The following is a 23175-nucleotide window of genomic DNA, read 5'->3' on the forward strand; positions in this document are numbered from 1 at the left end:
CAAGGGAGAAATGTATGTATCCAAAAAATAAGCGAAAGGTAAGGAAGTATAGCAAGTGGGTATATGGATTTTTAGCTGTAATGATCATGTTAACCGCCCTCCCTATATTTCCAGAGAGGGTATCAGCTGCTACCCAAGAGATCATCGGTGGACCTTTTTGCCAAAATAATTTACCTGGTGGGGGTGACAGTTGGGGGTTATGGTCAGGAAATGGAATAGGAGCAACTGAAGTTTATAATGGTACGGGTTCAGCAAGGTATAAATGCGATGGTACTACGCAGCCTGCACACCGTTTTGTTGATATTGGAAGATCTATTAAGACATCGGATTATAAGATTTTTGTTTATATCGAAGGGTCTTACCATACTGATATATATGTATCTAATGCAGCAGCGGGTAACAGTTGGCAGCCTAATGGAACGAATTTATATACATGGACCGATGTCACAAAATTTTATGCCAGTAGCTCTTATCAAGGGAAATGGGTAGAGATCACAGACTCTATTACGTTAAAAGATATTCGGTATTTTAGAGCTATGGGTACTAACCAGCAGACTAGTAATGAAATATCCAAGTTTGGAGTCCGTGTCATTCCCAAATCAGGTCTGATGCCTAAACCACCCCAGATTAGTGCAGGGGCTGAGGGCCAAGCAAGTACGGAATGGACCAAAGGACCTGTAACGGTTTGGATCAATGGAGACGTGGCGCCTGAAGGGCTGAAATACTATGAATACAGCCTAAATGGTGGAGCATTTCAACAGTACACAGGACCCTTTACTGTATATGATCATGGTGTAAATACAATCTATGCCCGGACTGTAGACGTGAATAACCAGTACAGTGGTCTTTCTTCCGGGAATGTCAGGATAGACAAAATGCCGCCGACGCCACCGATCATAAGTGCAACGGGCAACAGTAATGACTATACCATTACATTGCAGCCAGGAGCGGACGACTATTCTGGGCTGGCCCATACACAATTTCGCTTGACGGGCGTTATTAATCAAGGTTGGCAAGATTATGGTGGAGCATTCCATGTTAATAAAGATGGTAAAAGCACGATTTATGCCCGCTCCATAGACAACGTGGGTAATGTGAGCCAAGAAGTAAGCAAGGAAGTCACTATTGATAAAAAGGGACCGACTGCTCCTGCTATCCGAGCTAGCGAGGTGGGTCCAACGATCAACAATGTGAATATTGCTATTGATTCAGGAAGTGATCCTGTAAATGGAATCAAGATGACGCAGTATCGTTTGAGTTCAGCAGGGGAGTGGCAGACATACAATGGCGTTTTTACATTAAACGCGGAAGGGATGTACGAACTATCAGCACGAACGATCAATAATCTGGACGTGCCTAGTCCAATCGTGACTCAATCGGTCATGATTGATCGAACCAAGCCAACGCCCCCGGAGGTTACGTTTTCCGAGGTAACGATGCCCACCCGATACACCAATAAGCCAGTACAATTTGCTATTTCGGGTGGAACGGATATTTCAGCAGTACATTACGAATATCAAATGGGCTCTGGCAATTATGTTCCTGGTTCATCGGGAGTATTAAATAGTTCTGGCATCGTAAAAGTGACTGCTCAAGCTGTGGATGCAGCTGGAAATCGGAGTGATCCGGTGTCCGCAACATCTTACATTGATTTGGAACCCCCAACGATCAGGCTAACACCAGATTCCCGTGAATGGAAGGATACGAATATTCAGATGGGGATACGATACGCTGACCAGCATTCGGGGATCGAATCAACAACGATGCAGTATAAAATCACGAGCAGCCCAGATACACCCGAACATTGGGATACAGCTGCCGATACAGGAATTCAGATTAACCTTTCAAATGAAGGTGAATGGTATGTTCATGCCAAGGTTAAAGATCAGGCGGGTAACATTTCTGAAACAGTCAGCAGAGCACTTCGTATTCAGAAGCAGCCTCAGCCAGTTGTTCTTTCTGCATCAGCCGTACGAAATACAGAGGTAGATTTGCAATGGACTCTTCCATCGGGCCTTGATGATGGTTACGTCTATACCATCCGAAATTTGACGACGAATGAGATTTGGGATGTTGCGCATCCGACAAATTCTTTTACAGACAAAGGGCTACAGGGAGGGCAGCAATACGAATATGAAGTACGTTCCAGTAATCACGTGGGAGGTAATGCCTATTCCAATCGGGTCCGCGTGTTAACGTTACCTGATGCCCCGGACCATATTCGATTACGAACCATTTCTCGTAATTCAGCACAAATCATGGCTGATTTTACGCCAGTGCTTTCAGCTGACAACTATAAGATTACAGCAACAGATGTTAGTACGGGGGAAGTCATATTTAAGGATACAGTCACACAGGATGTATATAATCCAATTACGGGAATGAAACCAGGCGAATTTTACGATGTTTCTGTAACAGCTATGAATGCTAGCGGAGAGGGTGCAGCTAAGCATGTGTCTTTTTTGAGCCTGCCAGATAGCCCGAGCGGATTTCAAAACGTAACCGTGAAGGACGATGGAATCGACTTGAAATGGAATCGTGTAATTACAGCGACATACTATGCTCTGGAGCGGGACAAAGTATCTGTTTATAAGGATGTGTATACTGAATTCGCTGATCAGGGACTTCAGGCAGGAACGGAGTATAATTATTCCATTTCAGCTGAAAATGCAACGGGCTTTGGAGATTATGCTCATTTAGGGGTCATCACATTACCTGATTGGGTAACCACGCTGGCGAGTGTGGAAAATGATGTATATTCTGTCAGTGTAGGTTGGCAAGATGTGCAGGGGGCTGACGGATACATCTTGAATGTTAATGATGAGCCAGATGTGCGGCTTTCCCGGGGAAGCCATGCCTATACTTTTGATGGATTGCCCGCAGGTAGGACTGCAAATATTCGAATCCGAGCCTACAATCGAAGTGGTATAGGCGGAGATACGACTATCAACGCGTTAACACTACCCGCATCGGTTGTACGTCTTATAGCGGTAGAGGTTCGGGAACATGATGCCGCGATTGTTTGGGACCCAGTCGATGGAGCGACCAAATATAAAGTATCAATCAATAGCCAGGATTATTACAGCACTGAACCACGTGTAGTCGTTTCCGGATTAGAAGGTGGACAAAAATACGATTTTCAGGTGAGCAGCGGTAATAGTAGCGGGTTCAGTCAGCCTGTGCGGGAAAAGCTGCTTACGCTTCCACCTCAAGTGCAAAACGTCAAAGTCACAGAGCTAGGGAATGGCCAGATTTTGCTGAACTGGGATGAAACCAAAAATGCTTATCAATATGCTGTAATTCGGAAAGATACTGGTGAAATCGTGGATACCAAGGATACTAGTATTAAGCTTTCAGGTATCCAACCCGGTACGATGTACTCGTTCGGCATTCAAGCTGTCAATACAACGGGCGCAGGTGAGTGGACTCCATTTACGTATCGTGCGCTCCCAGGCCAAATACCAGATCATGAGCTGACATTTAAAGATGTAACAGATACCGATCTGGTAGTTACGTGGAAAGAAGCTCCTGGTGCGGATACCTACCATGTGTACCAAAATGGTCTGCTTATCGGTCATACGGCCAACTCTAATTTTAAAGTAGATGGCTTGGACAGCTCCACGGTGTATCGTATTACCGTTAAACCGGTTAACACAAGCGGTGAAGGTAAACAGACAGAAGGTGAGGTAGAAACGTTACCGTCTCCAGAATTTGCATTTTCGAAAACAGAAACGACCAATAGCGAGTTTATGATCCATTGGGAGTCAGAACACAAAAATGATATTTTCGTGCTCACCAGTGAGGGACAAACAGAATTATATCGTGGTAAGGATCGAAGCTTTATTTGGAGTCAACTTAGAGAGAAACAATCGTATGAAGTTCAGCTTTGGGCAGAAAACAGCCAAGGAAAGCGTACCTTTGCAAAACAAGCGAACGGTAAAACAACAGGGAGTACTGGAGCCTCAGCCTCAGGCGGTGGAGCAGGAGGTGGGGGGATCATCAAGCCGATTCAGCCCGATGTAGAGGAGTTGACTGAAACAGCAATCATTCAAGCACCTTCAGTCGAGACGAAGCCCAATCGCTTTAGTGACATCGAGCGGGCATTTAATAAAGATAAGATTAATGCCCTTGCAGATTTGGGGGTAGTGAAGGGTATTACCCAAACCCTTTTTGAGCCGAGCAGACCTGTAACACGTATGGAGTTCACTTCGATGCTCGTCCGTTCCCTGAAATTACCGCTCGAAACGGATATGGCTTTAAGCTTCGAGGATATCAATCCATCAGCGTGGTATGTTGATCTACTAAAAACAGCGATTAAAGATCAGGTCGCTCGTGGATTTAGTAATAAGGTATTTGCTCCAGATCGCGTTATTAACCGGGAGCAGGCGGCTAAAATGGTGAACAACGTTATCAAGGCTACGCCACAACAAGAAAGCAATATCTACTCAGATGCCTCTCAAATTGTGGAATGGGCCAGAGAAGATGTACTTGGTCTAACCGAAATTAATTTAGTACAAGGATATCCAGATGGAAGCTTCCGTGCAAAACAGGAAATCACACGTGCCGAAGCGGCTGAAATGATTTATAACATGATTCAAAAAATTCAATAAAAAGAAGGGGGTGGCATTAGCCAGCCCCTCTTTTGTATATGTGCATATAGGAATTGATGCAGTATGCTCACATTGATTTTTATTCCACAATAGCGGGATTTAAATTGGAATTTCTATAGGCTGGAACGCCATTGATTAAAGCGGTTCTTAACTGAATATATCGTACACCATAATAGGTTGTTGTATTATTCAGGCCAGATGAAAGTACAGTTATTTTATAATATTGAAAAGGAATCTCATTGCTAAATTGGTAAGTCGTTTTTGCAGTAGTGGGCACAGCCTCTACTTCACCTAATCTAAACCAATTTTCTCCGTCGTTTGAACCATGAAGAGAAAACGTAAGAATAAAAGCTTTAAAAGTTGGCTGAGCCAAGAGGATATCATTAATCGTTTTGCCCTCATCTAATTTAAAAATTAATTCTCCACCTTTACCGCTTAAGCTGCTTTCCCAAGACAGATTATTATCGACTAGAACATTTTTTGGAAAAGTATTTTTGGAATCACCATTTGTCGAAACATTTTCTTCTGCTATAACGACAGGATCAATTGAAAAAGAATAATCGTTTGGATTCTGACTAAATTTTGTCATGTTGGATTTCCTCCATTAGTTTAATTGTTTAATATTGTTGAAGTTATCATTTTATATTCATATGAACCTCTCAATAAATGTATTCCCTAATATAAATTACATATTGCGACTGCCAGAATAAACACATCAATACTCATCAACAGGTAGAGATTGTCGTCTACATAGCTTCAAATGGACGGAAGTAAACCCCGGGTAAATATAGCAGTTGATTGCTTCAATTCGCAAATGAGCGCAAGGCTGTATATACAGTTATTGCTAGAATGCTGTTGATGACGACACATACAGTATAAGCAAACCTGTGTTTATTTCTAACATTAAAATGGAACAATTGTTCAAATGGTTTTAAAATATAGAGTTTAAGCGATATAATTACGAAAAAGGCCCCTGATTGGGGCCCTCAAGCAGTTCATATATTTGTGTTTAACACTTTTTACCCCTTCTGCTTGTAAAATTAATGGTACAGCTTCATTAACGCACGCTTCTCAATTCGGGATACATACGAACGCGAAATCCCCAGCTCTTTGGCGATTTCCCGCTGCGTACGTTCTTCTCCTTCGGCTTCTAGGCCGAATCGACCAATAACCACTTCTTTTTCGCGCTCATCCAAAATATCCAGGTTACGATAGATTTTGCTTTTTTCAATTTTGAGCCGTACCTTATCCACAATATCGTCCGCCTCGGTGCCGAGGATATCTATTAAAGTAATTTCGTTGCCCTCTTTGACTGTCCCAATAGGATTATGGAGAGATACGCCTTTGCGTGTTTTTTTCAGTGAGCGAAGATGCATTAAAATTTCGTTTTCAATACACCGGGCCGCAAATGTTGCCAGCTTTGTACCTTTTCCAGTCTGAAAGCTCTCAATGGCCTTGAACAGGCCGATGGTACCGATGGATATGAGGTCTTCCAAATCTTCACTGGTTTATAAAATTTAAGGAAGGCGGAACGTGTACTCATCCAAAATAACCTGATAAAAACAAGCCGGAGGCGCATGTTGGGCAGCACTCCGGCTTATTTTTATATGTTGAGGTTCATCCTGCTCGTAAGTAAGATAAATTCACTCTTGCTATAAGTCGTAATTTAAGATATATTATTAATTAAATAATCAATCATTTAATTAATTAATTAAAGTTTAGTTTAAAGAGAGGGGAATACATTTGGCAAGACCCATCAATGAAGAAAAAAGACTGGAGCGGCGTAAACGTATCCTAGAAGAAGCTGTTGTCCTGTTCGCAGAAAGTGGATATTCTAATACCACAACGGCTATCATTGCACAGAGTGTGGGAGTGACTCCTGGAACCATTTTTCAATATTTCCCTAGCAAAGAAGCTTTATACTACGCCGCTGTCCTTGAGCCGCTTGCTGATATTCAGGCGAAATCGCTTGCTTGTCTACAACAAGAGGGGACGCCGGGCGTATTGATTAAGAACATGGTGGCAGAACAATTCAACCATATCTACTTCTATACAAATGAATTGCGGCTTGTTCAATCTGTCCTAGGACAACGAATAAGATTCCCTGAAATTACACAGAAGGTCCTTGAAAGTACAAAGGTAATGACAGATGCGATCGAATGCGTCTATGCCAAGGGACAGTTAATGGGACAATTCAACAAAAGCTTTTCTCCAGCAATGATCTCTCGTGCCTATATCTCTTTCTTAAATGGAGTGGGCTTAACTCTTGGAGAAAGTATTATTCATCATCCCGAGTGGGAAAATCTGAAGGGGCATGCCTTTTATTTGTTTGCACCCATACAACCTAAAGAAAAACTGGAGGAGTCTGAATGAGCCAAACATCATTACAACCCGATCTGACATTTAACGTTCGTGTGAAAAAACGGAAGAAAATTTTATGGAGCCTAGGAATCGTGCTTTTGCTTGTGATGGCTCTTGTATTTTTTATATCTTATAAAGTAGTAGACACCTTGTTGCACCATCCTAGAGACACTAATGTCAGCTACGAATTGAATATCGATAAAACTCCCTACGAAGAGGTCGAGTTCAAGAGTTTGAAAAATGATAATACGATTAGAGGTTCCTTCTTCCCTGCAAGTGGTCTTTCTGGTAAAGCAAGTAATAAGACGATTATTGTCGTCCATGGATATACGAGCAATCGTTTAGTCAAAGGGCGGACCCCAAAGTTAGTAGAGCATTTCGTTCCGAAAGGCTACAATGTATTGGCATTTGACCTCAGCTCGCAAGGTAAATCCGATGGTGATTTGATTACACTGGGCCTCAATGAAAAATACGATTTGCTAGGAGCTGTAAGCTATTTAAAATCCAGAGACCATACGGGTGATAACATTGGAGTTATCGGCTTTTCAATGGGTGCTGCTACTTCTTTGCTAGCCGCAAGTGAAAGTGATGACATCAAAGCCGTAATTGCGGATAGTCCTTTTCGTAATGCTGGTCTATTTCTGAGAGAGGGTTTGCCCTTCTTTTCAGGTTTACCTGCGTTTCCATTCAGTTATACGTCGACATGGATGGCAAATTGGGCCTTTAAGGTTGATCTTGATTCCATATCTCCTATGGATGCGGTAAAAAAGATGCAAGACAAGCCAGTTATGCTCATTCATGGTACTGGAGATCAGCAAATTAGTTATAAAAATACAGAAATTATTTACGAGTCCTTAAAAGATAACCCAAAAGCAGAAGTATGGTACCCGCAAAATACGGAGCACATCGAGGCCATCAACCATTACCCCACTGAATATTTCAAAAGAGTAGATCGCTTTTTGGATGAGTATGTAGGAAAATAAATTCAATCCAAGAGAGCCAACTAGCGGAGGAACTTGTCCTCACGAAGTAAAAATAGCCAATAATATCAAGCATTTTTAGCCTGTAGTGTAGAAAACCACTACAGGCTTTTATTTGCGTTTTAAATGAAATACATAGCAAAATAGTTATTATTTAAGCGAAAAAACGGTGTACGAGTACAGAGCATGTTGATAAGGACAAAAGACAAGCGTATGCTGTTCGCTGGTCAGAAGAAGATCCTTTTTGGAGATCATTTGAACAAAGACTCGGAATCGAATTAATGAACTAGAAAATGAAATACAAGTAAGGATAGAGAGAATAACTGAAAAGAAGCAAGGAATTGAATTATGAAAAAGACCTAAAAAGGCCCTGTTAAGGGCCTCAAGTGGCTTCATATATCTCCTTATCCATTACCCCTTCTGCTTGTAAAATTCATGGTACAGCTTCATTAATGCACGCTTTTCAATGCGGGACACATACGAACGCGAAATCCCCAGCTCTCTGGCGATTTCCCGCTGTGTACGTTCTTCACCTCCGGCTTCCAGGCCGAATCGACCAATAACCACCTCTTTTTCACGCTCATCCAAAATATCCAGGTTACGATAGATTTTACTCTTCTCTATTTTGAGCTGTACCTTATCCACAATATCGTCCGCCTCGGTGCCGAGGATATCAATCAAAGTAATCTCGTTACCCTCTTTGTCCGTCCCGATAGGATCGTGGAGAGACACGTCTTTACGTGTTTTTTTCAGTGAGCGAAGATGCATCAGAATTTCGTTTTCTATACAACGGGCTGCAAATGTTGCCAGCTTTGTACCTTTCCCGGTCTGAAAGCTTTCAATGGCTTTGATCAGTCCGATGGTGCCGATGGATATAAGGTCCTCCAAATCTTCACCGGTGTTATCAAACTTTTTCACAATATGAGCCACTAATCGGAGGTTGTGTTCAATTAGTGTGTTGCGGGATTGCGCGTTGCCTTCGGCAAACAGCTTCAGGTGTCGGGCTTCCTCTTTCTCAGTCAATGGCTGCGGAAAGGCATTGTTTTTCACGTAAGAGACGAGTAGCGTCAATTCCTTGATGAACAAAGCGATAGCGCTAAATAGTCCGGGCACGGTTGACACCTCCTGAGGTAGTTGCGAACTTACCGGTTTATGGTACCTTACCGGGCTTGTGATCTGTTTATTGTATGTGGGCAGGTGCCCATCCGTGCCTGTACTCCGAAAACTGCTCCGCAACAATTTATGGGGATAGAAAGTAAGATTTTCACACACCTCCACATTTCAAATCGTATTCTATAGACAAATAACAGAATATGGAGGTGTGCAAAGATAAGAGGACTTATTGTTTTTTTGCTGGCTGCTATTTTATCCGTACAAAGTGTTTATGCAGAACCTGTAGTGAACACACAGAGGGCAGGAGCAAGGGCAGACATTCGTTATATAAGCCCTAGTGATAATCGTGGCGCAGGATCATGGGTAAGTCATCAGTTGGAAGATTATCCGGATGGAACACGGGTTAAATTTATAGTGAGTTAGTGAGGTCTAAAATTTAAACGTTCATTATATTGGTGCAGGAAGAACCGTTTTGGCTATCTTAAATCAAGCGGAGTTATCCCTACTTTACGGGACGGCTTCGCTTTCTTCATTTTTGATGTCATACGGTAGAAGAAGCACCATGATTGATATGGAAGAAGGAAGTTTTATTTTTCGTACGATGACTCTATGAGAAAATTTGATTATACTTAAATGACTTAAGTTGTGAAAAGCAATGGACATGAGGTGGAAGCAGATGATTTTGGTAAGTTCTTGTTTGGCAGGGATGAAGGTGCGGTATAACGGGACGGATAGCTTGGACGTACATATTCAGAAGTTGGTAGAGGAAAAGAAGGCTATGACCATCTGTCCTGAACTGTTGGGGGGCTTTATGACGCCAAGACCGCCTGCTGAAATTGTGGGCGGGACGGGGGAGGATGTACTGAACGGTAAAGCCAAGGTGGTGGAGTCCTCGGACAACGATGTCAGTGAGATGTACATTAAAGGTGCATACGAAGCTTTGAACATAGCTAAGGAGATTAACGCTATACTTATTGTTTTAAAAGAAAACAGTCCATCCTGCGGATCAGCCGCCATTTATAACGGGTCATTTGAAAACCGGAAAATAGCGGGTAATGGCGTGACATCAGCGTTGCTGAAGAAGGAAGGCTTCAAGGTGATATCGGAGGAACAAATATCGGAAATTTTCGTGCATGAGGATATGTAGTGGGTTCGGACACATGAAAGTAGGATAAAATACAGGTTTGGAACTCTCACAGTACTCATCGAAAGAAAGACTCATGGTAAAATCAAGCGTCTTGGTAGTCTACAGGCTTATCTTATACCTGCGGGCTGCCAAGGCGCTTGTTTGTGATGTGGTACCTACGCGCTAAATCATACTAAGGGCTACTTAAGCTTCAACGCAAGAATCCCCAGATACTCCTTGAGAGCTGTTCCAGTAGTAGCCATGGCTCCGGCAGACGGGGAGAGCTTGGCGGCATACAGTGACAGATTTTCACTTGCCAGATAGTCGGTCGGATAAGGTACAGCCTGCATGCCTGCACGCTGAAATTCCAGCGCCGCACGTGGCATATGGAAAGCGGAGGTTACCAAAATGGGTTTGGTGAACTGATGCTGCTTCAAAATCTGGGATGTATAGACGGCATTTTGCTGCGTGTTCAGGGAACGGTTTTCGATCAAAATATCTTTTGCGGGAATACCGAGTCCCAGAAGTTGTCTTTGGGCAATATTCGCTTCGTTGCCACTGTCGCTAAATACCTGTCCACCGGAAAACAGAATAGGTAAGCCTGTTGCTTCGTGCAACCGTACCGCAGTGAGCAGGCGATTGGCCGCTGAACCCAGCAGATTACCTTGTCCGTTGATATCAGGTGTTCCCTCTGTAGCTCCGCCGCCAAGCACAACGATAACATCGCCTTGCACGGCATGAGGCTGCGGGTACTGTTTTTCCAGACTGCTGATCAGCAAATCCCCGACCCAATTGGTGGAGGAGCCATACAGCAGTAGTGTGACAACGAGTAGAATGAAAGCAGGTTTACGCGCACGCCTCCACAGCCAGATCACAAGCCCAGCCATCACGAGGATAAATAAACCGGGAGGCAGCACGAAGCTGTATAAAAATTTGATGATATAAATCAAGTGCAGACATCCTCCTATCCTTCAATCTCTATTTTTCTTTTTGGTTTGGTATATTGTAACATAGGCAAATGACCGGATTCCTCTGTCTGGAGTTGTGCTTTCCAATACATATTTTTTGTTTGATAAACTCGTCCTATAGGCGTAAAATATGAAGTCTAGTCATTTTTTTGCATAGAGGAGCGAAAGCAGCATGAAAGAGTTAACGACAGCCAAACGGATCTTGATGATCGCGCTGCTGGTTGTATTGTGGGGCATATCCTGGCCCATTTATAAAGTAGCGTTGCAGTTTACGCCTCCACTTTTGTTTGCAGGATTGCGCACGTTGCTGGGAGGTCTGCTGTTAGGAGCGATTTTACTGCCAAGATGGAAACGTATCCGTTGGAAAGAGAACTGGCGTGTCTACGCCATTTCGGGTGTTTTTAACGTGGTACTGTTTTACGGTCTGCAAACAGTGGGGCTGATGTACGTACCGTCCGGCCTGTTTTCAGTGCTGGTATATCTCCAGCCTGTACTGGTCGGCATTTTTGCATGGATGTGGCTGGGTGAAACGATGTCCGGACTTAAGGTGACAGGTTTGGTCATCGGATTTTTGGGCGTTGCAGCTGTCAGTGTCGGAGGATTTTCGGGACATGTGGCTGTGGCAGGTGTAGTGATCGCTATTATTACAGCCGTGAGTTGGGCATTGGGTACCGTCTACGTGAAAAAGGTAAACCAGCGCGTGGATTCATTGTGGCTGGTCGCATTTCAATGCACACTGGGAGGCATCGTGTTGACAGGAGCCGGAGCAGTGACGGAAAGCTGGTCAGACATCGTATGGAATGTTCCTTATGTGTCAGGGCTGGTATTCGGCATTGTGCTGGGAATTTCACTTTCATGGCTGCTGTATTTCACACTGGTCAACTCAGGGGATGCGAGTAAAGTCGCGTCTTATACGTTTTTGGTGCCCGTTATTTCGGTGTTTGTCAGCTCTTTGGTGCTGCGCGAAGCGATTACGGCTTTCCTGCTGATCGGTCTAGTATTAATTGGGCTTAGCATTTATTTGGTGAATCGCAGAGCGAGAGTAGTACAGCAAGCTTGAAAATAGGATATGGTACAAGCAAGGACTCTGCGCAGGTAGCAGGGTCCTTTTTTAGAGGATTTTAACACCTGTCCGGCGAATTTTAGGAAGAATGAAACGGGTTCGGCCGAAACGAATTTGATCTATAAGGAGGGGTTCAAGCATGATCCAGCTTCAAAATGCCAAACCGTATAAGCCTGCCAAGCGGATAATAGTTGCATTTGTTTTATTGGCAAGTGTGGCAATCGGACTGAACGATGGAGAGTTTGCTCAGGCAGCGGGAACTTCTGCATCTATAAAGCAAGGTCAGGAAACTGCAAGTGTCCGTGTTTATTTTAACGGAAATATAATGTCGTTTCCCAAAGGAGAGTCATTCATTAACAAGGGACAGGTGATGATTCCTACTACGGATGCAGCTCTGCCTGGAATAGTTACGGATTATGACCCCAAAACACGGACGCTTTCACTCACCAATGGTACAGCTAGTCTGGGTTCTGGTCGTATAAAGGTTAATTCCAACATAGGTTTTGTACATAACAAGAAGGTTATTTACACCGTTTCAGCCAGTAGCATTCATGGAACGCTTTATGTTCCTCTGGCATTTATCAGTGATGTGGTCGGAGGCAAGCTGGAATGGAAGAAAAACGAACGAATGGCTAGCATAAGCTATCCTCAGTTGGTTGGGGAATCGGAGGAAAGCAAAGGCTATTTGCTGGATGCAAGCAGCGGAGTATTGTACCGTAAAGAGGATGGCGGCCGTATCCGTGCGCTCAGTCCAACAAATATCAAATTGAAAGAAGATTATTTTGGCATGACGAAAATCATTTCAACCAAGGTTACGGAGGATGCAGATTTGGTTACGGTATGGCAAGCGTATGGCGAGCCCATGATTAATGACGATTTTTATACGCTGTTCGTCCAGAAAGGAAAGGTACTTCGTCAGGCAAAGGCTCATTATTGGAATTTTAATGCCAACAATATCAAGCTTTATAATGGTAAAGCAGTCATGAACGATGGACAGACCGTTCGTCTGATTGACGCTAATGGTTCTGTAAAAGAAACATGGAATATGGGGAAGCTTTCCGGTCGTTTGAAGGACAGTTTTGCGGTGGAAGGCATGGGCGAGGGATTTATTCTTGCCAGATCGAATGATGAGGGCTTTTTAATATTATTTAATCTTAAAACCCACCAGTCATTGTTGGTGTATGAGTTGCTTCAATTAGCTCCTGAGCAACTGAACGGATTCAGGGAAGATGGTATTAAGTTTATCGGTCAGAACAAAAATGACGGTGAACTGCGCTTCGAGCTACATGATAGTGAAGGACAGCCTCAAACGTTCAATTATGCTTTGTAAGTGGGTTTCGGGCGTCTATCAGGCGCCTGATATCACACAATACTTCACAAATATCCGAATTGTTCACCCCCCTGTACACCCCTTTGTTCATGAAGCATGAAAGGCTTCACTTTTCATTTTGAATACGCTTACATAAAATAAAGGCATACGACGGCGGTGCTGCAAACCATGCTGTCGGTAATGTATACAGAGGGGGAGTGACTCACATTGAATCAGCCTGTGCCTAAGAGTTCCGCTATGCTTACGACAGATTCCCGTCTGAACGGGAGGAGGCTGGCAAGTGGCAGGAAAAACGGATTTTTCCATGAACTGATCCGCAATCGGATATTATTTCTCATGTTGCTGCCGACCTTGATCTTTTTCTTCATTAACTCTTACATTCCTATGGTGGGTATCTATTATGCATTTACCCAGTTTGACTTCAATACCAGCTTGTTCGATGCCAAGTTCGTCGGACTCCAGAATTTTCAGTTTTTATGGCAATCCGGCACGCTGACCAAACTGACATTGAATACGGTCGGATACAACGCAGCTTTTATTTTACTCGGCAACGTGCTGGCGATTGTGTGCGCGATTTTGCTGAATGAGCTGCGTGGCCGTTATTTTAAAAAGATAGCTCAATCTGTGATGTTCCTGCCCTATTTTGTTTCTTTCGTTATTCTAAGCGTCATCGTGTACAACATATTTAATTATGACAACGGTTTTCTAAACACGCTGCTGCTGCAATTTGGCGGTGAACGCGTGGATGTATACAACAAGCCGTGGGTATGGATTTTCCTGATTATCCTGTTCTACCTGTGGAAAAATCTCGGCTACAGTATGGTGATTTATCTGGCGGCCATTACAGGCATTAGCGACGAGTATTATGAGGCGGCGAAAATGGACGGGGCCAACATTTTTCAGCGGATCTGGTACATTACCGTGCCTATGCTCAAATCGACGTTTGTCGTGCTGCTGCTGTTCGCGCTCGGCAGTATTATGAAGGGACAGTTCGACCTGTTCTATCAATTAATCGGCAATAATGGGGTGCTGTACAATACAACGGATATTTTGGACACTTACGTGTACCGTTCGCTGAAAGTAACCTTTGATGTGGGCATGGCTTCGGCGGCAGGCGTGTACCAGTCCTTGTTCGGCTTCGTGCTGATCATGACCGTGAACTACATCATTCGCAAGTTGAACGACGAATATGCCTTGTTCTAGAAAGGAGGACCCAAACGGATGGCGATCAAAGAGGATGTATACACCCGAATTTTTCAGATTATTTCTTATGCGGTAATCATTATTGCTTCTATTGCTTGTTTACTGCCATTTCTACTTATTATTTCGGCATCATTGACCAGTAATGAGTCGATTATCAGAGATGGATATCATTTTATTCCACAGGAATTTTCGCTGGAAGGATACCGGACGGTGTTCACCTTTCCTGAAGAGGTGCTGAGGGCGTACGGTGTGACCATTTTTACAACTGTAGTAGGTACGACGTTGGGCCTGTTCCTGATGACGATGGCGGGATATGTGCTGGCGCGTAAAGATTTTAAATACCGGAACGCATTTTCGTTCTATATTTACTTTACAACGTTGTTTGGGGGCGGCTTGGTACCCTGGTACATTATGTTGACGAAGTATTTAGGACTGCTGGATACGTATACAGTGCTTATTTTCCCGGGGCTGATGACTCCGTTTCTGATCATTTTGATGAAAAATTTCATTCGTTCGTCTATGCCGGAAGAGCTGTTTGAGTCTGCTAAAATTGACGGTGCGGGTGATTTTAAAATCTACTATCGGATTGTGCTGCCTTTGTCTACACCGGGCATTGCCACCGTGGGGTTGTTTCTGGCTCTGGCGTATTGGAATGACTGGTTCTCTTCCTCACTCTTTATTAATGATCCGCATAAATACCAACTGCAATATTATTTGTATAATGTAATCAACTCGATGCAGTTTATCGCTCAAATGGGGGCAGGTACTGGCGTTTCACTCTCCAACGATATGCCGACCGAATCGACCAAAATGGCAATGGCGATCGTGGTCACTGGGCCGATTTTACTGCTGTATCCTTTCATTCAGCGTTATTTTGTCAAGGGCTTGACCATTGGTGCTGTAAAAGGCTAAAGTGGACACTCATTGGTTTAAAGATGGCATGACGTGCTGACGTTGTGCCATTCTGACAATATATATTGTAAGCGCTTTATTAAAATCAGCAACCACTTCAAAAGGAGGATTCACATGACATTTACAAAGAAAAGAAAGCAACGCATGTCCATCCTGATTGCAGTTATGGTTATCATGGCGCTATTAGCCGGATGTGGAGGCGGTAGCGGAAACAGCGCACAAAAGGCAAGCGGAGAGGACGATAAAACCCAAAAGGTACAACTGCAATTTTATATGCTGGGTGATGCTCCTAAGGATTTACCTGCTATTGAGACTGAAATCAATAAATTGGCGGAAAAAGATTTGAATGCCACCGTCAAATTTAACTATACGACGTGGACGGACTGGGATCAAAAGTATAAGCTGCTGTTGTCTTCCGGCCAGCCGATTGACCTGATCTTTACCGCAGACTGGACGCAGTATCAGGCGTATGCCAAGAAAGGCGCATTCCTGCCACTCGATGATCTGCTGCCGAAGGCGGCACCTGCCTTGCAAAAATTTGTGCCTCAGGAGATGTGGGATGGCGTTAAAATCGGAGGCAAAATCTACACCGTGCCTGGCACGTACAAGGAATACGTTACAAACGGATTTGTATGGCGCGAGGATTTACGTGAGAAATACAACTTGCCTAAGCCTACTGATATGAAGAGCTACGAGGCTTATTTGGATGGCATTCGTCAGCATGAGACTAGCATGAAACCAATCTCCCTGAACAGTGATATCAAAGGGAACCTGCATGACCGTTATTCCGAATTGGTGACGAAGAGTGTGGGTGCTCTGCCTTACGGCATTGGTATTAAATATGAAAAACCGACAGAGGTTTATAAATATTGGGGTTCAGTTGAGCAAAAAGAAGAGCTGAGTACCTACAAACGCTGGGCCGACAAAGGATTTATCCCTAAAAACGTATTGAACGTAAAGGATACGCTTCAGGATCAGGTGACTTCCGGTAAAGCAGCGAGTATTTTCGGTGACAATCCGACCCGTTTTAATGACATGGTGATTAAGCTCAAAGCGTCTCACCCGGACTGGAAGCTGGATTACTATCCGTTCCCGCTGACGACCGGGTATGCAACTCCAGTGCATCCGATTCATAACGGCTTTGCGATTCCAAAAAGCAGTCCTAACCCTGCGCGCGCATTAGCTTTCTATGAAAAGCTTGTCACGGACAAACGCTATAACCTGCTCACGCAATACGGTATTGAGGGCAAAAACTATGAAGTCAAAGACGGTTACTATCAAATGATCGGTAGCGGCAGTTCCAACGGATTCTCACGGGAAGGTATGAATAGCTGGGCATGGCGTAACCCGGAATACATGCTGTTTGATTCAGGCTTTGACCGTGTGAAGAAGATTTTCGCAGAGCTGGATAAAATCCAAAAGCCTGACCTGTTTACCGGCTTTGCCGAGGATTACACGACCTATCAGGCTGAAAAAGCCGCTCTGGAGCAAGTAGAAAAGCAATATCTCTATCCGCTCCAAGCTGGACTGATCGACAACGTAGATCAGGGTCTGGAGACCTTCTTGCAAAAGGCAAACCAGGCTGGCCTGGAGAAAATCCAGACGGAATATACCAAGCAATGGGAAGCCTACGTGAAGGAGAAGAACATTAAGTAATTGGGCAAGGCAAAGAGATTTTAACAGTTGGGATAAAAAGAAAAAGCAAGTCTCCAGGAAGTTGGAGGCTTGCTTTTTTAATGTCGTTCTAGTGTGACATCATGGAATGCTCCTACATCATGCAGCTAAATCATTAAGAAGTATTGTATAGGCTAGGTTCCACTTCTTTAATGTCTATTACAAGGAGTGATAGGTCACGCTAAAATCAGCGGAGCGGCCGCATACAGTAGCCAGAACTTTTTACGGAAGCATTTTTCAGTCTACCTTATTGCGCATTTGCTTTAGAACGGCGAAAATCTGTCGGCGTCACGCCCAAGCTACGTTTGAACATGCGGTGAAAATAAGAGCTGCTCGCAAATCCGGTTTGTTCTGCCACGTCAGCTACCGACCAGTCGGTTTGCTCCAGCAGCTCGCAGGCTTTGCGAATGCGCAGCTGTTGAATGACATCCACGATGGTAGACATAGTTTGTTGCTTGTATAGTCTGCTGACATAGATCGGCGACATATCCAGCTCTTCAGCGATCTGGTTGAGGCAAAAATCCGGATCAGCATAGGCTTGCTCTATTCGCTCATTAATTTGCCGTACCAGCCGCTCTTGTTTCGTGTTTCGTTTTTCCAATAGGCTGGAGCGTACATGATCAAAGACCAATTGATATTGTTCGATAAGCTCCTGGGCCGTCTCCAGCTGATCCGCGGATGGCAATTCAGGTATAGATTCGGGAGCAAATCCATTACGTTCACTCATATGCTGAATGGCATGATTCACACTCATCATCAGCCGGGATATGGCCACCTGCACGACGGAAAACGAATATTTTTCCATATGCATCAGCAAGTCCTTGAACATGCCATGAGCATCCTCCGTATGACCAGATAACAGCGTGTCGAGCAATTTTTTCTCCTTATCCGACGGATATACGTAAGCATTTTGAGCATTTGCGTCAATGGTGTTCTGCGCATCAATAATACAGCCGTGCCCTTGAAAAAATCGGTGCATGGACGCTTCCTGTACCTGACGATACAACAGATGTAGTCGTTCCGGCTGGCTTGCGATGGCACTATAGGTCAGAGATATACTCAGCTTCAAGTATTCAAGGCAAGCTTCGCGTATTTGGCGCAATAAGGTTTCCAGCAGCACGGTATCTGTATGCTCCGCAGGATCAAGAATGTTGAGCATCAATAGGACGCTGTCTTCGTCGATATCAACGGCTTCCACCTGGTACGTCTGCCCGCATATTTCAGAAGCGATATTCATCATGGCAAACTTATAGGGCAACAGATCAGGACCGCGTTCGCTTTGCCAACGGGCATATTCATCTATTCGCAGCAGCACCAGTCGATAGTCTTTGTCGAACTGGAATGTAATTCCAAGCTCACGCAACCGCTCCGGTTCCTCTCCAGCGGGAAGCAGATGGACCCCCCGAATAATATTCCGTAAAATGTTTTGCCGGATCGTATACATGCTGTTTCGTTTCTCTGATTCGAGTGAATTCATATGGACAACAATCTGCCCGATGGGGGTATACAGCATTCTGGACAGTAGCCAGGAAGCCACAAACCCTGCCAATGCAATGACAACGGCAATCAGCAGCATCGCATTGCGAATAACACTCGCCATTTTGATAACGCTTTCATATGGAGTGACACTAATATACTGCCAACCCAGTCCGTCCTGGGAGGTATAAGAAATGAGTGATCTTTTACCGTGAAAATCTTCTACAAAATATCCTGTTTCCTGTTTTTTGACTCGGGTGTGCAGCCATAGCTTTTCTTTCTCGTTCAAAGATTCGTCTGCCAGCGTCGCGCCGGATAAAAGTCTGCCCTGATCATCCAAAATATAAGCCGTTCCGCCTGATGTCGGATTCGTCGCCATTTCCTTGTTCATCCAGGTCGCAGATACATTGACGATCACAGCCGAATTCATCGCTTCGTTCGAGTTGATAGCGTCATAGCATAAATACGTATAGGCTGTAATGTCTGTGCTGGCTTGATCTGCTCCGGCCACCGAATCGGACGCAGACAGCAACGGATAGGTGCGTGGGATGGGTGTAAATGGCTTATAATCCTGATAATGATCCAGCACGCGTATAATATCCGTATCAGCCAGTTCTTTTTTGCTGAATAACCCGTTTTGCCCCCGCGAGGATGCAATGTAGAAGGTGTCGCTTTTTGGATTATATACATAGATGGATTCAATGTACGGCATAGAATTGAGATAATTGTTCAGCTCAGACATGGCAGCGGTTTCATCATATACATTGGGTTTGGGATAATACAACAACTTGGACAGGGTACTGCTGCGGTACATTTGAAAGGCCAACGATTGGGCGATGGATGTCATGTTAATGACCTCTCTGCTTCTCAGTGCCAGGCTACTGTGATTGGCTTCGAATGCCTGCTCCTTCTCCACCCGAATATAATAAAAATAATACACCGTGGTAGATACCAGCAACGTCAGCGTAATACATAACGTGATACTGATCAGCAATTTGCTGTGAAGCTTGTGATGCTTTTTGAAATTGCTCATGTGCGCAGGTCTCCTGTCTATGTGCATATAGCCAAAATAAACCCTATTTATGTATTCATTATACGTGCCTTCCTGTGAACAGGACAGTGAACAAACCAATTTTTTATGAAAAATAATGATTTTTTCGTAAAAAGGCTGAGAACGAAACGCGCATAATCGCTCGCGTCGGTTCCCAGCCTGGGGATTACATAAGGGGCTGTCCCAAATTTGGACAGTATCGGTCATATGAAGCCGTATGTACCTGAAAGGGTTCAGGCGGTGAGGATTACATCAGTCAGGGAATTGCACATTACCTTTGACAATATAGGCTTCGCCAGAGCCATTTTCCGCCAGAGCTGGGAGGGTATCGTTCAGCACCACACCGCGAATGTCTGTAATCCGGATTTTAAGAGGCTGATTCCCTAAGTTCGTACCGAGAAAGTGGTTGTAGTCCTGTTTTTCGAGATTGAGCCATTGTCCATTTTGTTGGACTTCCAGCTTCAAAACCGGATATTTATGATTGCGTACCTGAATAGCTGCCCACCACCGGCTGCTGCCTTCTTTAATGCGGTAGGAGACGTCTCCAGTAACTGGAGCTTTGACGACTTTCCATGAGATATTGATTTTTCCATCAATTTGATTGCCAATTTGGTTAAAAGCATTCGGGGACAGGTCAAGCGCACCGCTTGGGCCTTCAGGATAAATATCGGTTACATAGACTGTTGTTTTCCCTTTGGGGCCTTGTACTTCCAGATATGCTCCTGCCAATGCGGCTTTGATTCCGTTATAATTCAATTGTGTGCGGTTAAGAGCCGTAATTTTGGCATCGGAAGGGATGGGATCAAGTAGTAATGCTCCTCCTGAGTAGCCAGATCCGGTATAGGTGGCGTAACCCGTGTATGTATCATTCCAAGCAGCTGAAGCGGGGAGAGCGAACAAAACAAGACTTAGCAATGATGCCAGACCAATCGTTTTGAACTTGCGAATCGCAGAACTCTTTTGCATAATTATTTCCTCCTTGTTCATTTAATAGATTCATATAGTAAATATAAACACTATATTACATAATATTTCAAATAGTGCAATAGGCTTTTGAGGCAAAAAGAAAATATTGCAAAAGTTTGTCAACATGCTTCTAGGCCTTATTGCATGTTTTTATGGGAATTGCTGAACTGTGCTTTTTTTCGCAGATGTCTGCTCGACCTGATGGTAGGATCAGGAAGATGGAGCTTAATATCAGAGAGCAGGGATGACTGGAGAACGAAAAGCACAAAGGAGGGGTTTACGCATGGGAACGAACGTCTTTTATGTACCGCCAGTGAATTTGATGGGGATTGGATGTCTTAGAGATCTGGGACCGATGTTGCAAGAGAAAGGATTTATGAAAGCGCTTATCGTGACGGATAAATGGCTGCGTCGAAATGGGATTACCGACCGGGTTATTGCTGTTTTGGAGCAGCATGAAGTTCCATATATCGTGTATGACGGAGTACAGCCTAACCCTACCTGTGACAATGTTCACGAAGGAGTCAAGGTATTTCAGGATAACGAATGTGATGTTCTCGTCTCGGTAGGCGGTGGGTCGCCTCAGGATGCTGCCAAAGCTATTGGCATCATTGTCACCAATGGAGGACATATTTCAGAATATGAAGGCGTTCACAAATCCAAACGGCCGTCCGTTCCTATTGTGGCAGTGAATACAACGGCGGGTACCTCCAGCGAGGTCACCATTAACTATGTCATTACTGATGAGAAGCGTAAGGTCAAAATGGTCATGGTTGATAAAAACAGTCTGGCTTCCATCTCTGTAAATGACCCCGAATTAATGGTGGGTAAGCCGGCTGAATTAACTGCTGCGACAGGTATGGATGCGCTTACTCATGCGATTGAGGCGCTGGTTACCCCGGGAGCTTATCCGGTCACCGATGCCACTGCCTTGGCTGCTGTCGAGCTGATATTCCGTTATTTGCCTGATGCTGTGGAGAACGGTCAAAATATTGAGGCTCGGGAAAAGCTTGTGTATGCTGTTTTTCTGGGAGGGCTAGCTTTCAACAATGCGGGGTTGGGATATGTGCATGCGATGGCTCATCAGCTTGGAGGTGTGTATGATCTTCCACATGGGGTGTGTAATGCGATGCTGTTGCCCTATGTGCAGGAGGCCAATGCACAGCATGTTCCCCGTAAATTCAGACCTATCGCTCAAGCGATCGGATTCTCGGTCAGAGGGCGAACCGACGAGGAGTGCGCTGAATTTGTCGTGGATGCCATCCGCGGACTGGCACAGGAGGTAGGGATCCCGAAACGCTTGTCTGAGCTGGGGGTAACGGACCCGGATCTTAATCTGTTAGCCGACAATGCGATGAAAGATGCGTGTGCGCCTGGTAATCCATTTCAGCCGACCAAAGAGGAAGTTATCGCACTGTTCCAAAAAATACTCTAAGGCGAATTTTTGACCGGGACTTTTGGACGATATCCTTTAAATAGAATAAGCGAACTATTGTTCTCTTTTTGTTTGTCGTATACAATCGAATCATGCTGATTCAAATAGAGTGATGTCAAACTCTGTTGTATGCTGCAACGAAAGGATGTTATGCACCATGATGGGAAGAGCCCATTTGATTATTGGAACCGGGGTCTCCCTGTCGGTATTAGCCTTGAACGGATACGAAGTGACTCCGGCTGCCGTGGCTGCCGCTGTAGTCGGTTCACTGCTGCCGGATATTGACGAGCCTAACTCCATGCTCGTGAGTCGTGCGTTGCCTACCAAAATGCTCAGACTCGTACAGCTCCTGATGATTGGGGCTGCGGGCTGGGTATTTATTACCCGTCTGGCTCCGCCGCCGTGGAATCTTGTTCTGGCTTTGCTGATGATCAGCGCTTCCTTTATGCCTTCACGGTCGATGCGAAAGGCCATTATCTTTTTAATTGGAATTGGCTTGGCCTGGTATGGAGAAGCCTATGCGCCGTGGAATTACATAGCCGGGTGTCTGCTGATTATCTGTACGCTTGTCCCGCACCGGGGATTGACGCATACGGTGTATGGAACAGTCGCATGGACTGCGTTGCTGTACGGTACAACCCGTCTGCATGGTGACAGCATTTGGCTGGCTGGCGGCTTGGCGTATCTGCTACATTTATTGGCAGATTCCTTGACGAATAACGGAATTAAACCTTTGCCACCGTTCAAATGGAAGCTGCGATTTAAGCTGATGAGTACCGGAACGCGCAAAGGGGCGCAGGTGGAGAACATCTGCATTGCCTTGACGGCTGTACTTGTTATTATCGCCTTGCTTCGTTATAAGCATTTGATATGAAGTGCTCCAATCGGTAACTCTATTCAACTAAAA

Annotated in this window: 16 protein-coding genes and 2 pseudogenes; 12 read left to right on the forward strand and 6 right to left on the reverse strand. The window is 44.6% G+C overall.

Annotated elements, in window-relative coordinates; translation table 11 throughout:
• Positions 1–14: 14 nt before the first annotated feature.
• Positions 15–4610, forward strand: coding sequence for a fibronectin type III domain-containing protein (locus E0698_RS11910; RefSeq protein WP_192511685.1), 4596 nt, complete (start codon positions 15–17; stop codon positions 4608–4610).
• 79 nt (positions 4611–4689) lie between these two features.
• On the opposite strand, the gene E0698_RS11915 is transcribed toward E0698_RS11910, so the two are convergent.
• A complete protein-coding gene (locus E0698_RS11915; protein ID WP_134913387.1) occupies positions 4690–5199 on the reverse strand; it encodes a discoidin domain-containing protein in 510 nt (169 codons plus the stop codon).
• A gap of 451 nt (positions 5200–5650) precedes the next feature.
• Positions 5651–6118: pseudogene (sigK, locus tag E0698_RS11920) on the reverse strand (RNA polymerase sporulation sigma factor SigK); the annotation flags it as partial.
• 235 nt (positions 6119–6353) lie between these two features.
• Here sigK (E0698_RS11920) and E0698_RS11925 point away from each other — a divergent pair.
• A complete protein-coding gene (locus E0698_RS11925; RefSeq protein ID WP_192511686.1) occupies positions 6354–6983 on the forward strand; it encodes a TetR/AcrR family transcriptional regulator in 630 nt (209 codons plus the stop codon).
• Positions 6980–7954 (forward strand): alpha/beta hydrolase, encoded by a 975-nt coding sequence (locus E0698_RS11930; RefSeq protein ID WP_192511687.1) that lies wholly within the window; start codon positions 6980–6982, stop codon positions 7952–7954. Before E0698_RS11925 ends, E0698_RS11930 begins: the two co-directional genes overlap by 4 nt.
• 408 nt (positions 7955–8362) lie before the next feature.
• Here the strand turns inward: E0698_RS11930 and sigK (E0698_RS11935) are convergent, their stop codons facing one another.
• On the reverse strand, positions 8363–9064 hold the full coding sequence (gene sigK, locus E0698_RS11935; protein WP_014282571.1) for an RNA polymerase sporulation sigma factor SigK: 702 nt from the start codon (positions 9062–9064) through the stop codon (positions 8363–8365).
• A 303-nt stretch (positions 9065–9367) separates the two neighbouring features.
• Here sigK (E0698_RS11935) and E0698_RS26800 point away from each other — a divergent pair.
• Both E0698_RS26800 and E0698_RS11940 read left to right on the forward strand, forming a co-directional pair.
• Positions 9368–9487: pseudogene (locus E0698_RS26800) on the forward strand (NucA/NucB deoxyribonuclease domain-containing protein); the annotation flags it as partial.
• A 253-nt stretch (positions 9488–9740) separates the two neighbouring features.
• Positions 9741–10211 carry a DUF523 domain-containing protein gene (locus E0698_RS11940; protein ID WP_192511688.1) on the forward strand — a complete coding sequence of 157 codons (471 nt, stop codon included), beginning with the start codon at positions 9741–9743 and terminating at the stop codon, positions 10209–10211.
• Between the two features lie 179 nt (positions 10212–10390).
• Here the strand turns inward: E0698_RS11940 and E0698_RS11945 are convergent, their stop codons facing one another.
• A complete protein-coding gene (locus E0698_RS11945; RefSeq protein ID WP_192511689.1) occupies positions 10391–11140 on the reverse strand; it encodes a YdcF family protein in 750 nt (249 codons plus the stop codon).
• A 190-nt stretch (positions 11141–11330) separates the two neighbouring features.
• On the opposite strand from E0698_RS11945, the gene E0698_RS11950 reads away from it, so the two are divergent.
• From E0698_RS11950 to E0698_RS11970, 5 genes are all read left to right on the forward strand, one after another.
• On the forward strand, positions 11331–12218 hold the full coding sequence (locus E0698_RS11950) for a DMT family transporter (RefSeq protein ID WP_192511690.1): 888 nt from the start codon (positions 11331–11333) through the stop codon (positions 12216–12218).
• Between the two features lie 142 nt (positions 12219–12360).
• Entirely contained in the window at positions 12361–13551 is a 1191-nt protein-coding gene (locus E0698_RS11955; RefSeq protein WP_192511691.1) for a copper amine oxidase N-terminal domain-containing protein, read from the forward strand.
• A 207-nt stretch (positions 13552–13758) separates the two neighbouring features.
• Positions 13759–14754 (forward strand): ABC transporter permease, encoded by a 996-nt coding sequence (locus tag E0698_RS11960; RefSeq protein ID WP_149093911.1) that lies wholly within the window; start codon positions 13759–13761, stop codon positions 14752–14754.
• 18 nt (positions 14755–14772) lie between these two features.
• Positions 14773–15666: a carbohydrate ABC transporter permease gene (locus E0698_RS11965; RefSeq protein WP_134913395.1), complete on the forward strand. Its 894-nt coding sequence runs from the start codon at positions 14773–14775 to the stop codon at positions 15664–15666.
• 114 nt (positions 15667–15780) lie between these two features.
• On the forward strand, positions 15781–17322 hold the full coding sequence (locus tag E0698_RS11970) for an extracellular solute-binding protein (protein WP_192511692.1): 1542 nt from the start codon (positions 15781–15783) through the stop codon (positions 17320–17322).
• Between the two features lie 265 nt (positions 17323–17587).
• Here E0698_RS11970 and E0698_RS11975 read toward each other — a convergent pair whose 3' ends face one another.
• Together E0698_RS11975 and E0698_RS11980 are read right to left on the reverse strand one after the other, a co-directional pair.
• Complete coding sequence (locus E0698_RS11975; RefSeq protein WP_192511693.1) at positions 17588–19849, reverse strand: AraC family transcriptional regulator; 2262 nt, start codon at positions 19847–19849, stop codon at positions 17588–17590.
• Between the two features lie 270 nt (positions 19850–20119).
• Positions 20120–20833 carry an expansin EXLX1 family cellulose-binding protein gene (locus E0698_RS11980; RefSeq protein ID WP_192511694.1) on the reverse strand — a complete coding sequence of 238 codons (714 nt, stop codon included), beginning with the start codon at positions 20831–20833 and terminating at the stop codon, positions 20120–20122.
• Positions 20834–21116: 283 nt separating this feature from the next.
• Between E0698_RS11980 and E0698_RS11985 the strand changes: the two genes are divergently transcribed.
• Positions 21117–22268, forward strand: coding sequence for an iron-containing alcohol dehydrogenase (locus tag E0698_RS11985; RefSeq protein WP_192511695.1), 1152 nt, complete (start codon positions 21117–21119; stop codon positions 22266–22268).
• Positions 22269–22425: 157 nt separating this feature from the next.
• Positions 22426–23142: a metal-dependent hydrolase gene (locus E0698_RS11990; RefSeq protein ID WP_192511696.1), complete on the forward strand. Its 717-nt coding sequence runs from the start codon at positions 22426–22428 to the stop codon at positions 23140–23142.
• Positions 23143–23175: the final 33 nt, after the last annotated feature.

Source organism: Paenibacillus sp. 23TSA30-6, from assembly GCF_014858585.1.
In the GTDB taxonomy this organism is placed as follows: Bacteria; Bacillota; Bacilli; order Paenibacillales; family Paenibacillaceae; genus Paenibacillus.